Below are 14,205 nucleotides of genomic sequence, written 5' to 3'. Positions count from 1 at the left end.
ATCTCTCATCCGGCCTCCGTCTGCGCCTTGCGGCCCGCCAGCCGCATGACAACGGCAAAGAACACGGGCACGAAGAGTACCGCCAGGACGGTGCCCGATATCATGCCGCCGAAAAGGCCGGTGCCCAGTGCATTCTGGGTTTCGGAGCTTGGCCCCTTGGCGATCACCAGAGGCAGGATGCCGAGGGTGAAGGCCAGCGAGGTCATGACAATCGGCCGCAACCGCAGGCGTGCTGCCTCGACAGCCGCCTCGTGAAGCGTCGCCCCTTCGCTGCGCAGCTTGCGGGCGAATTCCACGATCAGCACGGCATTCTTGGCGGAGAGACCGATCAGCGTGATCAGGCCGACCTTGAAGAACACGTCGTTCTCAAAGCCCCGCAGATGTACCGCAATCACGGCACCCAGCACGCCGAGCGGCACAACCAGCATGACCGAGAGGGGAATTGTCCAGCTTTCGTAAAGGGCAGCCAGCACCAGGAACACCACAAGAAAGGAGAGGGCCACCAGCAGCGGTACCTGTGCGCCTGACTGTCGCTCCTGAAAGGACTGCCCCGTCCACTCCACGGTGAAGCCAGCCGGAAGCCGTGCGGCAAGACGTTCGATCTCCTGCATTGCAGTACCGCTCGATACGCCGGCTGCGGCGTCTGCGGAGATGCTGAGTGAAGGATAACCGTTGAAGCGGTTGAGCTGGAGCGGGTTGACCGACCATTGCGGTGTCACCACTTCGGACAGAGGTACCATGCCGCCCCGGTCGTTGCGGACATTCAGCTTCAGAATATCCTTGACCTGCATGCGGTCCTTGGCCTGTGCCTGGAGTATGACCTGCCGCAAGTTGCCGGAACGGGGAAAGTCGTTGACGTAGGTCGAGCTCATGGTCGCAGCGAGAAGGTCGCTGATCGCAGAAAAAGGCAGGCCAAGTGCGCTGGCCTTCTGCCGGTCAATGCGCAGGTTCACGCTTGGCCCGGTGGGCAGGCCATCGACGCGTGCATTCTTCAAGAGCTTGCTGCCGTCAGAAAGCTCAATGAGCTGGTCCGCAGCAGCGCGCAGTGCGGCAGCATCGCGTCCGCCTCTGTCGACAAGGCGCAAGCTGACACCGGAAGTGGTTCCCAATTCCTCGATGGCCGGAGGTTTCATGATGAGGACCTCGCCTTCGACCGCCGTCCGCATGGCCTCTTCTGCCGCAGCCATTTCGGCGGCGGTGCTGCCGGTTCTGGCATCCCAATCCTGCAGCGTGGTGAAGGCCATTGCCGCGTTTGCTCCCGAACCGGAGAAGCCAAAGCCCATGATGGAAAGGTTGTTGGCAATGTCCGGCCTTGATGCCGCATGGGCGTCAAAAATCCTGACAAGCTCCCGCGTCCGTTCGGCCGTTGCATCGGCCGGCAGCGTGAAGGATGTCATGAACGTCCCCTGATCTTCTTCCGGCACAAAGGCGGCCGGCAATGCGCTGTATCCGAAAGCCAGAGCGCCGGTGAGAACGCCATAGATCACCATGATGCGGGCCGGGCGGTTCACAAGCCAGCTTGTCCAGGTGGAGTATCGTGCCGTCAGCCGGTCAAAGCCCTGGTTGAACCACGCAAAGAAGCCCTTTCGCTCGTGATGTGGAGCGACGGGTTTCAGGATTGTGGCGCAAAGCGCAGGCGTCAGGCTGAGCGCAAGGAAGGCTGAAAACAGGATCGAGACCGCCAGCGACACCGTGAACTGCCGGTAGATCGCCCCGACAGAGCCACTGGCAAGGCCCATAGGCAAGAACACGGCCGTCAGCACCAGTGTGATGCCGATGACCGCGCCGGTGATCTCCCGCATGGCGCGCCGGGTTGCCTCGCGCGGGCTCAGTCCTTCGCTGGCCATGAGCCTTTCGACATTCTCCACCACGACAATGGCGTCATCGACGATGATGCCGATCGCCAGCACCATGCCGAACATGGTCAGCACGTTGATCGAGTAGCCAATCGCCCACATCACGGCAAAGGTGCCCAGCAGCGCGATGGGCGCGACGATGGCCGGGATCAGCGTGTAACGGATGTTCTGAAGAAACAGCAGCATGATGAGAAACACCAGCCCCATCGCTTCGGCAAGCGTCTGCACGACTTTGGTGATCGAGAGCTTCACGAAAGGGGCCGTGTCGTAAGAGACAGCATAGGTAACGCCTTCCGGCATCGAGGGCGCGAGCGCTGCAAGGCGTGCCCGGACGCCCTCCGACGTGCTGATGGCATTGGCGCCTGGCGAGAGCTGGATGGCGGCGGCCGTCGCGGGCTTTCCGCCGTCGAAGATTGAAAAGCCCATGGTCTGGGCGCCAATCTCGATCTTTGCGATATCGCCAAGGGTCAGTTTCGAGCCATCAGGGTTGGAGCGCAGCACGATGGCGGCGAACTCTTCGGGTGTTTTCAGCTGCCCATCGAGGCTCAAGGGAATGCTGACCGCCTGACCGGGAAGGGCAGGCGCCTCGCCCAGCCGTCCGGGCGCAACCTGGGCATTTTGCGTCTGGATGGCCTGCGTTATCTCGGCCATGGAAACGGAATAGGCCGTCATCAGGGTAGGATCGAGCCACACCCGCATGGCAGCTTCCGAGCCGAAGGACTGCACCCGGCCGACGCCGGGCACCTGCTTCAATTCCTGTGCCAGCTGGCGCGCCAGATAGTCATCCAGTGCCAGAGGGGCAGTCTTGCCGCCTTCGGAGCGCATGGAGACAATCATCAGAAAGCCTGATGATGCGGCCTCCACCGACAGTCCGGCCCGGCGGACAGGCTCCGGCAGGCGCTGTTCGATGGCTTTCAGGCGGTTCTGGACATCGATCTGCGCCAACTCCGGATCTGTGCCAGGCTTGAAGGTCACGGTGATGGTCGCGGAGCCGGATGAATCGGAAGAGGAATCGAAATAGAGCAGGTTCTTGACCGCCGTCAGCTCCTGCTCAATGGGAGCCGTGATGCTGTCGTTGATTGTCTGCGGGCTGGCGCCCGGATAGGTGGCGGTGATGCTGATGCTGGGGGGCGCAATGACCGGAAAGCGCGAGACCGGCAGCTGCGGGATCGCAGCGATACCGGCAAGCACGATGAAGATGGCGATGACCCAGGCAAAGACCGGGCGCTCGATGAAAAACTGAGGCATGAACGGTCTTCTCAGATATGCGGCCCGGGAGCGGATGGCTGATAGGTGACAGGGGCCAGCGGCGCGCCGGATTCGGCTCGGTCCTGACCCCGGACCACAACAGTCTCGCCCGCCTTCAGGCCAGACAGGATCACGTAGCGGCCGCCGGTCTGCGCGCCCAGTTCGACATTACGGCTGCTGGCCGTGTTGCCGGCCTCCAGCATGATGAGGCGAGCCTCTCCCGAGGAATCCCGGAGAACCGCTTCCTGTGGCACGGTCAAGGCTTGCGGATAGATGGCGCTGGGGACCCGGGCGCGCAGATACATGCCCGGCAGCAGCTGACGGTCCGGGTTGGGCACTTCCAGCCGAATGGCGATGCTGCCCGTCCCCGGATCCACCGTGCTGTCAGAGAACAGAATCTTGCCCTTGAAGCCGTAGGGCTTGCCCGTAATTGTCAGAAGATCAACGGGAAGGCTGTCCGCTGTTTCGCCCCTCCCGTTCTCATCCATCTCCTCAAGCTGTTCCCGGCGCATCGATGGCTGGCGGACATCCAGATAGACGCTATCGATCTGCTGGACTGTCGCAAGCGCTGCCGTTGTGCCGCTGGACGCAAGGCCGCCCTCGGTGATCAGGGCCTGGCCTATCCGCCCCGCAATGGGGCTGCGAACGGTCGCGTTGGCCAGTTCGAGCTTGCGGCGCCTCAGGCTGGCTTTGGCTTCTGCCGCATCGGCCCGCGCCCGCGCCAGTTCGGCTGTAGCGTCACCGAGTGCTGCGGTGCTGGCCGTATGTGTCGCCGCAAGGGCTGTTATCCGGTCATATTTGGAAAGCGCATTGGCAAGCCCGGCTTCTGCGCGCGCCAGCACCGCAGCTGCTGCGTCGACATCGGCCTCAAATGGCGCGGGGTCGATCTGAAACAGCGGCTGACCGGCTACAACATCTGAGCCTTGAGTGAATAGCACCTTCTGCACGATGCCGCTGACCTGCGGCCTGATCTCTGCTGTGCGAACCGCCGACACCCGTCCCGGAAGTTCATCGTAGATGACCACCCTGCTTGGCTGGACCGTCTGCACGGCAATGCGGACGGCAGCGGCCGCTGCTCCGGCAGGTGTCTGGGCCGCTGCGCTGCCCGTCTTCTGGCCATCGGTATCGTCCGAACAAGCGGCAAGGCAGAGCGCTGATGCAGCGATGAAAGCATGTGTCAGCAGGTGGCGAAGGCGCATGGTCGCGATCATCCTATATGCGGCTGCCTGTTTCAGGCGGCATCAACGCATCTATCGGACGGTCAGGTTGGCGCTGTGTGGAGATTGTGTTGCGGTTTCGTGGAGATCGCTGCTGTGCGCTCGACGCCAGCCACACCTGATGGCATCAATGGCTGAAGGAGAACGCGATGACTGCACTGGTTCTGATCGCCGAAGACGACGGTGAGATTTCAACCATCCTGGATGCCTACCTCGTGCGCGAGGGCTTCCGGACCGTGCAGGCACGCGATGGCCGGACGGCTCTTGATCTGCATCTCGCGCTGAAGCCCGATCTTGTGCTTCTCGACGTCACCATGCCCCGGCTTGATGGCTGGGAGGTGCTGGCGGAGCTGCGGCGCAGGGGCAATACCCCCGCCATCATGATCACCGCCCTCGACAAGGATATCGACCGGCTGCAGGGCCTGCGCATCGGTGCGGATGACTATGTCGTCAAGCCCTTCAATCCCATCGAAGTCGTAGCCCGCGCCAAGGCCGTTCTTCGCCGCTCGGGCCTGGCTTCGGCCGCAGGGGTTCTGCGGGCAGGCAATCTTGCAATCGACCTTGATGCCTACGAGGCGAGCTTTGATGATGGCGCCGGGCCCGTGAGGCTGGCGCTGACGCTGACCGAGTTCCGTATTCTCGCGCATATGGCCCGCAGTCCCGCCAGGGTCTTCACGAGAAGCGAACTGGTGGATGCCTGCCTGCCTGGATCAGATGCGCTGGACCGCACGGTGGACAGTCACCTCAGCAAGCTGCGCAAGAAGCTTGAACAGGCAGGCGCCACCGGCCTGCTGCCCGGGGTACGCGGCATCGGCTACCGGTTGTCGGCGTGACACCATGAGACCTCGATCCGGATTGAGCCGCCAGATCCTCATCGCCATGTCGGCCATAACGGTGATGGCCGGTCTGCTTGTGTTCTTCGGAACCTATCTCGCTTACAGCGTCATCATTGCCCTGTATCCGGCATCTGAGGAAGCGGATAGCTGGCTCACGGTCACCGATCTGGGCATCCTCGGGGGTTTTATCCTTCCGGCGCTTGTGGTGGCGGCCTTCGTTTCCCTGCGTCTGTCGCGCCGCATATTGGGGCCTCTCGAGTCGCTGGCACGAAGCGCACGCGAGATCGCCTCCGGTGACCTCACCTCACGCGCTTCGGCCGGAGACAAGGCCCTCGGCGAAACAGCCGCGCTGATCGGTGACTTCAACACGATGGCGCAGCGCCTGCAGGACATGGCGGCCGAAATGGCCGTGTGGAACGCGACCATCGCGCATGAGCTGCGCACGCCGCTGACCATTCTGAAAGGCCGCCTTCAGGGCATGATTGATGGTGTTTTCGAGCCGGATGAGCGTTCGCTTCAAGGGTTGATCCAGCAAGTGGACGGGTTGGCCCGTCTGGTGGAAGACCTTCGGACTGTGACCCTAGCAGGTAACGGTCATCTGGATCTGCACATCGAGCCGGTTCACCTCGCACGGGAAATCGCCGGGGTAACCAATCTTGTTGCGCATGATCTTCGGGCGGAAGGCTTCCGGCTGGAACTTGCTCTGGAAGACCTGGTGGTTGCCGTGGATGCAACACGTATCCGGCAGGCGCTGCTTGCGCTGCTCACCAATGCACGGCGTTATGCGGTGCGTGGCCGGATCACGGTCAGCCTTGCCCGTGCAGGTGAGGGGGTTATTCTTTCTGTCACAGACGAAGGTCCGGGACTGCCGCCTGAAATCGCCTCCCGTGGCTTCGTGCCCTTCGTCCGGGGGGATCCGGTGCGCTCACAGGCGCTTGGCGGCAGCGGTCTGGGGCTATCCGTGGTGCGCGCCATTGCAGAAGCCCATGGCGGGCGCCTTCGTTACCGGACAACGCCGGACGGCGGCGCGCTGTTCGAGATGGTTCTAGCGAGGACGGCGCCTTCTGCGGCCGCAGACAGCCTGTGAGGGCATCGCACTGCATAGGCCCGCCCACCTGGGAGGCGGCAAAGTTGTGGATGCCACCTTTGATAGGCTCGCGTCAGGAAAATGCTGCATCGCAGTATCTGATCTGGGAATCATCAAAATTATACCTTGTCAATTTTCTCAATAAAGTCGCCATTGCGCCGGTTCCGCGTCTGACGCAGATGCAGTCTGCCTGCTTTGCATTTGAAATGCCGCGTGAGCGGCGGAGTTGGATTATAATATTCTCTGATTTTTCTAACAGTGAAATGATTATATTGATTGTATTTAGATTTTAATTTCTGATTAAAGTAAAAAATACAGTATTTTCATTTGAAAATACTGTATTCACCATTTGAATGTCATGGAAATTTCATGATATTTGGCCGCCGGATTAAGATCCGGTTCATTCAATGATGTGATCCAGTGCGCCGGGAGAAAAAACTCTTCGGAGCAAACGGATATCATGGGCAGACTATCCCTTTCCTTCACCAACCTCTCGTTCCTGTACAAGGTCTGGGGCGGGTTTGGTGCGATCCTGGTTCTGACTGCGCTTGTTGGCGGACTGGGCATCGTCACGCTCACCGGCCTTTCGCAGCGCAGCGGGATCGCTGATGATGCGCTGGCCACGATCACCGAGCTGAAGGCATTGTCGGCAGCACGCGAGGCATTCCTGCGGCAGCCCGATGCTGATGGTGCGGTTCAGGTGACCACCGCGCTCAGATCGCTGGATGCGACGCTTGAGGACCTTGCCAGATCGCTGGCCAACGATTCGCAGTCTTTGCAGAATGTTGCCTCTGCCCGTCGCATGGTCTCCGAATTTGGTGCGACTTTCTCATCTGTCGAACAGGATACCCAGTCACTGAAGGACAAGCTGGACGTGGTTGAGCGGGCAACTGCACAGCTTGACAGCCTGACCCGTACCATAGCCAACGAGTTGCAGCGCCAGCAGCGGGATGCAGCGGACGCGGCCACGTTGAGCACGTCATCTCAGGAAGACCTGCGTCAGCTCGGCAGGATCGCGCAGGACATGCAGGATCGCGTCGCCTTCCTTCATCCCATGTTCGGCATGGGCGCCGAATTCAAGCTGAGCGAAGTCACGCCGGAACTGCGTACCCAGATTGGCGAAGCGCTCGATTCAATCAAGAGCCAGGCCGAAAAGCTTGAGGGCTCCCGCTTCAAGGTTGTGCCTGCCGGATTGCTGGAGCAAGCCACTGCCCTGCAAGCTGTTCTGCCGGTGATGCTGGACGAGACCAATCTGTTCAACCGCATGGGGCAGAAGAAGGAAGTGGCCGACCGGATCGGCGCCCTGACCACCCAGATAATGGATGCCCGCTTTGCCATTTATGGCGCGCTGGACCGGGCGCTGGATGATGCCAACGGCCTGCAGCAGAAACTGGCCGCTCTGACACGGATCGGCCAGCAAGCTCTCGAAATCTCCAGCTCGATCTCCAGCGTCAAGACGGACACCACGAGCTTTGTCGCAGACATGGGTGAGACAGATCCGGATGCGGTTGAAGCGGAAATCGATATGCTGGGCATGCATGCCATGCAGCTGGATGGGGCGACTGCCTATGTCCCGGCGGCTGCCAGCGCGATTGCGTCCATGCCGCAGGCGCTTGAGGATTATGCCAGTGCCTTCACGGCCATCCGGGAAGCGAAGTCCAGTCTGGAGACCAACCGGGCGGAACTGGACCGGTTGAGCCTTGTGCTTCAGAGCACCGCAACGGATCTGGCCAGTGCCCAGTCGGCGGCCAACCGCGCCGCCGGACAGCGCGCAGTCACCACCATTGGTGTGGCTGTGATTGCTGCCATCGCGCTCGGTCTTGCCCTTGCAATCGGCCTTAACCGTCTGATCACCCGCCCGATCCGTGCCATGACCAGCTTCATGCGCCGTCTGGCCGATGGTGACACATCCGCCGAAGTGCCGGGCCTCGGCCGTGGCGATGAGATCGGCGGCATGGCGCAGGCGGTGCAGGTCTTTAAGGACAACGCGCTGGAGCGGCTTCGCCTCGAGCAGGAGCAGGCCGCCAGCCAGGCTGTCAGCATGGCGCGTCAGCAGAAGGTTGACGCGCTGATCTCCGGCTTCCGTGCAACGGCACAGAACCTGATTACGTCTGTCGGCAGCACCGCTGGCAATCTGGACGCTACGGCACAGCGCCTTGCCGTCATCGCCCGCGAAAGCTCGGAACGCGCCAGCCAGACGGCCAGTGCCTCGGAAGCGGCGCTGGCTGGCATGGACAGTGCAGCTGCTGCAGCCGAGCAGCTTTCCATGTCCGTGCAGGAGATCGGCAACCAGGTTTCCCGCACCACCCAGGTGGTCAGCCGTGCAACGCATGCCACGCAGGAAACCAGCGCCAAGGTGGACGGGCTTGCATCAGCGGCTGCCAAGATCGGCGAGGTGATCACCCTCATTCAGGCCATCGCTGCCCAGACCAACCTTCTGGCCCTCAACGCCACCATCGAGGCGGCACGGGCCGGGGAGGCAGGTAAGGGCTTTGCGGTTGTGGCTTCCGAGGTGAAGGAGCTGGCCAACCAGACGTCCAAGGCAACCGAAGAGATCGCCGCTCAGGTCAATGCCATCCAGCATGCTACGAGCGATTCTGTCGCCGCCATCACCGGCATCAGTGAGACCATGGGGCAGGTGGACAGCTACACGGGCGCCATCGCCACGGCCATGACACAGCAGAACTCGGCTACCTCGCACATCTCCCGCAGCGTCCGGCAGGTGGCGGACAGCTCTTCGGCTGTTGCCGGCAACATCCAGGAACTGTCCAATGCGGTTGCCGAAACCAGCAGCTCAGCCGACGTGCTGCTCGATGCCTCCGAGGAACTGAACAGCAAGACGCGCATGCTCAAGGAAGAAGTCGACCGCTTCCTCGCCGAGGTTGCGGCGGCGTGAGACGGGGGAGGGGGCACCTTCGCCTCCTCACTCTCCGAGGCCGCCCCGGCCTTCGAGCCAGGGCCTACTCGTTTGCAGAGCGGTGAAATCTAAGCCGAACAGCGCGGCAAGGCGTCAGGGCAATCCGCCCATCAGACAGGCAGTCTCAGCAGATCCGGGCAACGCTCTGGCGATGAGCAGGCCCCGGGTCCTCACTGCGCTGGGCCCGGGGTGACGCCTCGTGTGCCTTGCTGTCCGGTTCTCTTCCGCATGAATGTGAAGCGGGGGCTGTGCCCCGCTTCGGTCTTGCCTCAGGCCGCAGCGACGGCGCGCTTGGCCATGACGGTGACGAGGTTTGCGCGGTACTCGGCAGAGCCGTGGATGTCGGAGAGCATGTCATCCGCCTCGAGGGCAATACCGGCAACGGCATCTGCCGACCATTTGGCCGCAAGGGCCGCTTCCATAGCTTCGGCCCGGAACACGCCGCCCTGACCGGCACCAGTGACGGCGACGCGCACGGAGCCATCCTTGTGGCGGGCAACGAAAACACCGGCCATGGCATAGCGCGAGGCCGGGTTCGGGTACTTGGCGTAGGCCGACTTTTCCGGAGCCTTGAAGCTGATGGCGGTGATGATCTCGCCGTCTTCCAGCGCCGTTTCGAACATGCCCACGAAGAAGTCCGCGGCGGCAATGTCCCGCTTGTTGGTGTGGACGGTGGCATCCAGCGCCAGCACGGCGGAGGGATAGTCCGCTGCCGGGTCGTTGTTGGCGACGGAACCACCAATCGTGCCCATGTGGCGCACATGCGGATCGCCAATGCCGCCCGCAAGGCTGGCAAGGCCAGGGATCAGGCGGCGGACCAGATCGGAACCAGCCACATCCGCGTGTTTGGTGCCAGCACCAATGCGCAGCATGCCGCCGCTTTCGGTGATGCCCTTCAGCTCGTCAATCTGGCCGATGTCAACGAGGTCACTCGGCGCGGCAAGGCGCTGCTTCATGGTGGGGATCAGGGTCTGGCCACCGGCCAGCAGCTTGCCGTCATCCGCCTTTGCGATCAGGCTGGCAGCCTCCGTGACCGAAGCGGCCCGGTGATAGCTTGTCTCATACATCGTGTTCGTTCTCCTCAAAGGAAAGCGTCAGAAGAGGGCAGAGCCGGGCGCCGCCATCGGGCGCGCCCGGTTCTGCCGTGTCAGATCATTCAGCTGCCAGAGGCTGGCTGGCGTTGCGGATCGCCTCCCACACCCGCTGGGGCGTGGCAGGCATGGCGAGGTCGCGGATGCCGAGCGCATCCGTGATGGCGTTGATGACGGCCGGAGGCGAGCCGATGGCACCGGCCTCGCCGCAGCCCTTCATGCCGAGGGGGTTGCCCGGGCAGATGGTCTCGGTCGTCAGCAGCGTGTAGGACGGCACGTCATCGGCGCGCGGCATGGCATAGTCCATGAAGGAGCCGGTCAGAAGCTGGCCGCCCTCGTCATAGGCGGCATTTTCCAGCAGTGCCTGGCCGATGCCCTGCGTCAGCCCGCCATGCACCTGGCCTTCCACGATCATCGGATTGATGATCTTGCCGAAGTCATCCGCTGCCACGAAGTTGATGATGGCGGTCTTGCCGGTTTCCGGGTCGATTTCCACCTCGCAGACATAAGTGCCTGCCGGGAAGGTGAAGTTGGTGGGATCGTAGAACGCCCCTTCCTTCAGCCCCGGTTCCATGCCGGCGGGCAGATTGTGGGCAGTGTAGGCTGCCAGCGCCACCTGGAAGAAGGGCAGGGACTTGTCCGTGCCCGCCACCTTCAGCTCGCCGCCTTCAAACACTACGTCGCCTTCTGCGGCTTCCATCAGATGGGCAGCGATCTTCTTGGCCTTGGCCTCCACCTTGTCCAGCGCCTTGACGATGGCCGACATGCCGACCGCGCCGGAGCGCGAGCCATAGGTGCCCATGCCGAACTGCACCTTGTCCGTATCGCCATGAACGATAGACACAGTGTCCGTATCAACGCCAAAGCGCTCTGCCACGAGCTGGGCAAAGGTGGTTTCGTGGCCCTGGCCATGGCTGTGAGAGCCGGTGAGCACCTCGATGGTGCCGACCGGATTGACCCGCACTTCCGCTGATTCCCACAGGCCGACGCCTGCACCCAGCGAGCCGACAGCTGCCGATGGCGCGATGCCGCAGGCCTCGATGTAGCAGGACAGGCCGATGCCGCGCAGCTTGCCCTTGCGGGCTGCTTCCGCCTTGCGGGCGGGGAAACCGGCATAGTCGATGGCTTTCAGCGCTGCATCCAGCGTCGCGTCATAGTCGCCCGCGTCATAGCACATGATGACGGGCGTCTGGTGCGGGAAGCTGCGGATGAAGTTGCGGCGGCGGAACTCGGCCGGGTCGAGCCCAACCTCGCGCGCTGCCGTCTCCATGATCCGCTCGATCAGATAGGTTGCCTCAGGCCGTCCCGCACCGCGATAGGCATCGACCGGCGTGGTGTTGGTGTAGACAGCCTTCACGTTGCAGTGGATGGCCGGGATATCATATTGGCCGGAAAGCAGCGTCGCGTAGAGATAGGTCGGCACGGAAGAGGAGAACAGCGACATGTAGGCGCCGAGGTTCGCCACCGTGCTGACCCTGAGGCCGATGACCTTGTGATTGGCATCGAGCGCCAGCTCCGCATGGGAGCGGTGATCGCGGCCATGGGCGTCAGTGAGGAAGGCTTCCGTGCGGTCGCAGACCCACTTCACCGGACGGCCCGTGCGCTTGGAGGCCCACAGGCAGACCATTTCTTCCGGGTAGATGTAGATCTTCGAGCCGAAGCCGCCGCCCACATCCGGGGCGATCACGCGCAGCTTGTGCTCGGGCGCAATGTTGTAGAAGGCAGAGAGCACCAGGCGCGCCACATGCGGGTTCTGCGAGGTGGTGTGCAGGGTGAAATGCTCTTCGGCACTGTCATAGTCGGCAAGCGCGGCGCGCGGCTCCATCGGGTTGGGCACCAGCCGGTTGTTGGTGATGTCCATCCGCGTCACATGGGCGGCCTTTTCGAAGGCGGCATTGGTGGCCGCTTCATCGCCGATCACCCAGTCGTAGATCAGGTTGCCCGGTGCTTCCGGGTGCAGCTGCGGCGCGCCCGGCTCCAGGGCAGCCACCGGATCGATCACCACCGGCAGCTCCTCATAGGATACGAGGACCGCCTCGGCCGCGTCACGGGCCTGGCCAAGGGTTTCAGCGATGACGACGGCCACCGCCTGACCGGCATAGCGCACGGTTTCCGGCTCCAGCGCCCGCCAGGCGCCCATCTTCATCGGGCTGCCGTCGCGCGAATGGATCATCCAGCCGCAGATCAGATTGCCAACGCCATCACCCACCAGCTGCTCGCCGGTCAGAACCGCCTCGACGCCTTCCATCTCCAGTGCGGCGCTGGCGTCGATGCCGGTGATGCGGGCGTGGGCGTGGGGCGACCGCACGAAGGCCGCATAAGTCATGCGCGGCGCGGTCATATCATCGGTGTACCGGCCCTTGCCGGTGATGAAACGCTTGTCTTCCTTGCGCAGCGCACGTGCGCCAATGCCTTGAACTCCCATGGCATAACTCCCTCAGACAGGTTTCCTGCAAGGCCTTTGCCCGCAGGCCGTTTCCTTGTTCCGCAGGGCCGGACGCCGCCTCCTCACGGCATTTTGTCCGGCCTGCCGGCTTGTCATGTGCCGTGCAGGGTTCGCGTCCGCACGGGTTGGGGATGCTCGGCGGCGCCTTGAGAGGCTCAAGCGCCGCAAGGGCTGGTCTTATTCGGCTGCGGTCCGCAGGCCGGCCATCTGGTCAGCCGCCGCCTTGATGGCCTTGACGATGTTGTGATAGCCGGTGCAGCGGCAGATGTTGCCCTCCAGCTCGTGGCGGATGGTGGCCTCGTCCAGATTTGCGCCATGCCGCTCGATCATGTCCACAGCGGCCATGATCATGCCGGGGGTGCAGAAACCGCACTGCAGGCCATGATGCTCGCGGAAGGCCGCCTGCACGGGGTGCAGCTCGTTGCCATTGGCGAGGCCTTCGATCGTCGTCACAGTGGCACCTTCCGCCTGTGCGGCCAGCATGGTGCAGGACTTCACCGCCTTGCCGTTCACATGCACCACGCAGGCCCCGCACTGGGACGTGTCGCAGCCCACATGGGTGCCGGTCAGGCCCTGCGCCTCGCGCAGGTAGTGAACGAGCAGCGTCCGGTCCTCGACATCGGCCGAGACCTTCTTGCCGTTCACGTTCATTGACACTTTTGCCATTCATACCTCCCTCAATTGTTCCCGCTCTCCGGTCGCGTCACCAGCGGGGGAAATCGTAACTCATGCTCCTCATGTGCTCATGACGGCGAGGATGATGATCACCACCGCCAGTGCGGCAAGGCCCCAGATCATGGGCCCGCCATAGCTGCCCTTGGCCGCCGCTGCCTCGACTGTCTCCTCAGCCTCGTGCACGGCGTTTTCGATCTTCTTCTCCACATCCTCGACGGCATGGGCCACGGCGTCTCCTGCGTGTTCCATGGCCAGCGTCCGGGCTTCTTCCAGCGTGCCTGCGTCAGGCTCGCCATCCTCAGCCGTTCCGGTGGACGCCGCGTTTCCGGCAACCATCTGCGAGAAGTTGCCGAAGAACTCATCGGCCATCTTGCGGGCGGTGCTGTCGATCAGGCGGCTTCCCAGCTGGGCCAGCTTGCCGCCCACCTGTGCCTTCACGGTGTAACTGAGAATGGTGTCCCCGCCGTCTTCGGCAAGGTGCACGTCGGCGGAACCTTTTGCAAAGCCCGCAACACCGCCCTTGCCTTCGCCGGCGATCGTGTAGCTTTCCGGCGGGTTGAGGTTTTCAAGTGTGACTGCGCCTGTGAACTTTGCCTTCACCGGGCCGATTTTGGCGGTAACGGCTGCCGTCATTTCCGTGGGCGAGGTCATCTCCAGGCTGTCGCAGCCTGGAATGCATGCTTTCAGCACGTCCGGATCGTTCAGGGCATTCCAGACATCGGTTCGCGGTGCCGGAATGCGGTACTCGCCTGTCATGTCCATTGCGTTTCGTGCCTCTCTCCTCGGGGGGCAGGCCTGCTGCGGCTCTTGGCGCCTACGGCCGTTCACCGTC

At 62.8% G+C, this 14,205-nt stretch carries 9 protein-coding genes; 3 read left to right on the top strand and 6 right to left on the bottom strand.

Annotation, left to right across the window (positions count from 1 at the left end):
* Nucleotides 1–5: 5 nt before the first annotated feature.
* Nucleotides 6–3,104 (bottom strand): multidrug efflux RND transporter permease subunit, encoded by a 3,099-nt coding sequence (locus tag V6L75_RS15110; RefSeq protein ID WP_334252310.1) that lies wholly within the window; start codon nucleotides 3,102–3,104, stop codon nucleotides 6–8.
* A gap of 11 nt (nucleotides 3,105–3,115) precedes the next feature.
* A complete protein-coding gene (locus V6L75_RS15105; protein WP_334252309.1) occupies nucleotides 3,116–4,303 on the bottom strand; it encodes an efflux RND transporter periplasmic adaptor subunit in 1,188 nt (395 codons plus the stop codon).
* 167 nt (nucleotides 4,304–4,470) lie between these two features.
* On the opposite strand from V6L75_RS15105, the gene V6L75_RS15100 reads away from it, so the two are divergent.
* From V6L75_RS15100 to V6L75_RS15090, 3 genes are all read left to right on the top strand, one after another.
* Entirely contained in the window at nucleotides 4,471–5,154 is a 684-nt protein-coding gene (locus V6L75_RS15100) for a response regulator (protein WP_334252308.1), read from the top strand.
* Between the two features lie 4 nt (nucleotides 5,155–5,158).
* The gene (locus V6L75_RS15095; RefSeq protein ID WP_334252307.1) at nucleotides 5,159–6,244 is read left to right on the top strand and encodes an ATP-binding protein; all 1,086 of its coding nucleotides are present in this window, start codon (nucleotides 5,159–5,161) and stop codon (nucleotides 6,242–6,244) included.
* Between the two features lie 460 nt (nucleotides 6,245–6,704).
* The gene (locus V6L75_RS15090; protein ID WP_334252306.1) at nucleotides 6,705–9,140 is read left to right on the top strand and encodes a methyl-accepting chemotaxis protein; all 2,436 of its coding nucleotides are present in this window, start codon (nucleotides 6,705–6,707) and stop codon (nucleotides 9,138–9,140) included.
* 290 nt (nucleotides 9,141–9,430) lie between these two features.
* On the opposite strand, the gene V6L75_RS15085 is transcribed toward V6L75_RS15090, so the two are convergent.
* From V6L75_RS15085 to V6L75_RS15070, 4 genes are all read right to left on the bottom strand, one after another.
* Nucleotides 9,431–10,228, bottom strand: coding sequence for an FAD binding domain-containing protein (locus V6L75_RS15085; RefSeq protein ID WP_334252305.1), 798 nt, complete (start codon nucleotides 10,226–10,228; stop codon nucleotides 9,431–9,433).
* An 85-nt stretch (nucleotides 10,229–10,313) separates the two neighbouring features.
* Nucleotides 10,314–12,677 (bottom strand): xanthine dehydrogenase family protein molybdopterin-binding subunit, encoded by a 2,364-nt coding sequence (locus V6L75_RS15080; protein WP_334252304.1) that lies wholly within the window; start codon nucleotides 12,675–12,677, stop codon nucleotides 10,314–10,316.
* 198 nt (nucleotides 12,678–12,875) lie between these two features.
* A complete protein-coding gene (locus V6L75_RS15075; protein WP_334252303.1) occupies nucleotides 12,876–13,364 on the bottom strand; it encodes a (2Fe-2S)-binding protein in 489 nt (162 codons plus the stop codon).
* Between the two features lie 69 nt (nucleotides 13,365–13,433).
* Complete coding sequence (locus V6L75_RS15070; protein WP_334252302.1) at nucleotides 13,434–14,135, bottom strand: SRPBCC family protein; 702 nt, start codon at nucleotides 14,133–14,135, stop codon at nucleotides 13,434–13,436.
* Nucleotides 14,136–14,205 lie beyond the last annotated feature (70 nt).

Source organism: Pannonibacter anstelovis, assembly GCF_036881715.1.
Classification (GTDB): domain Bacteria; phylum Pseudomonadota; class Alphaproteobacteria; order Rhizobiales; family Stappiaceae; genus Pannonibacter; species Pannonibacter anstelovis.
The sequence above is the reverse complement of the archived record's forward strand: the minus strand, read 5'-3'. Positions and strand labels throughout refer to the sequence as shown.

Bases quoted from the DNA above. Each gene is read 5' to 3' on its own strand.
- V6L75_RS15095 (WP_334252307.1), top strand. From the start codon at position 5,159: ATGAGACCTCGATCCGGATTGAGCCGCCAGATCCTCATCGCCATGTCG.
- V6L75_RS15070 (WP_334252302.1), bottom strand. From the start codon at position 14,135: ATGGACATGACAGGCGAGTACCGCATTCCGGCACCGCGAACCGATGTC.
- V6L75_RS15105 (WP_334252309.1), bottom strand. From the start codon at position 4,303: ATGCGCCTTCGCCACCTGCTGACACATGCTTTCATCGCTGCATCAGCG.
- V6L75_RS15085 (WP_334252305.1), bottom strand. From the start codon at position 10,228: ATGTATGAGACAAGCTATCACCGGGCCGCTTCGGTCACGGAGGCTGCC.
- V6L75_RS15080 (WP_334252304.1), bottom strand. From the start codon at position 12,677: ATGGGAGTTCAAGGCATTGGCGCACGTGCGCTGCGCAAGGAAGACAAG.
- V6L75_RS15100 (WP_334252308.1), top strand. From the start codon at position 4,471: ATGACTGCACTGGTTCTGATCGCCGAAGACGACGGTGAGATTTCAACC.
- V6L75_RS15075 (WP_334252303.1), bottom strand. From the start codon at position 13,364: ATGGCAAAAGTGTCAATGAACGTGAACGGCAAGAAGGTCTCGGCCGAT.
- V6L75_RS15110 (WP_334252310.1), bottom strand. From the start codon at position 3,104: ATGCCTCAGTTTTTCATCGAGCGCCCGGTCTTTGCCTGGGTCATCGCC.
- V6L75_RS15090 (WP_334252306.1), top strand. From the start codon at position 6,705: ATGGGCAGACTATCCCTTTCCTTCACCAACCTCTCGTTCCTGTACAAG.